The following is a 692-nucleotide window of genomic DNA, read 5'->3' as shown; positions in this document are numbered from 1 at the left end:
CGATAGTGTTGAAAAAGTCCGGGTTGCAGCAGTCCTGAAGCACTTCTCTATTCGGCATGTTGAGGTCAAGCGCTTTCGAGCTTGCGGCTTCTCCGGCGTTTGACGTCTTTCGCGGGGCCTCGCTTCTCTACGGGATCGGCTTTAGCCCTCCCAGCATGGGATCAGGAGAATGAAGCGGCACAATCTGATTCGCGGCCTGATCGGCTGCAGTGAGCGACCGGTCCGAGTGCTTCAACGAACTCGCCTCATCCATCGTCCCGCGAAGGACGTGCTTCCGCCGGTGGCGGAACTTGTCTCTCTCCTTACGGCCTTCCCGGTCAGATAGCGGCTGGCGAGGCCTCCCGCGTCCAGCGGAATTCGGTGCCGTCCACCCACATGCGGTGCATGATGACCGCCAGCCGGCGGGCGAGTGCCACGATCGCTTTTCGCAGACCGCACCGCTTGGCGACATTCATCGCCCACGCCTTCAGCCATGACCACTTCTTGACGCGCGTTAGCATCACTTGGGCGGCTTCGTAGAGCAAGGTGCGCATCATCCCGTCGCCGCACAGCGAGACGCGACCCACGCGGTGACTTTCACCTGATTGGTTGAGCACCGGCGTCAGTCCCAGGATGAACCCCACCGTTTTGGAGTTTCTGAATCGCTGTGGAATGTCGATCGTCGCGGTATAAGCCAGCGCCACCACAGGACC

The 692-nt window shown here is 60.8% G+C and carries 1 protein-coding gene; it reads right to left on the bottom strand.

Going from position 1 to position 692, the window contains the following annotated elements; all coding sequences use genetic code 11:
- Positions 1 to 317: 317 nt before the first annotated feature.
- On the bottom strand, positions 318 to 692 hold a 375-nt coding region (locus tag NKH90_RS34660), incomplete at its 5' end, for a transposase (protein WP_352823828.1).

Source organism: Mesorhizobium sp. M0898 (genome assembly GCF_040319695.1).
Classification (GTDB): domain Bacteria; phylum Pseudomonadota; class Alphaproteobacteria; order Rhizobiales; family Rhizobiaceae; genus Mesorhizobium.
The sequence above is the reverse complement of the archived record's forward strand: the minus strand, read 5'-3'. Positions and strand labels throughout refer to the sequence as shown.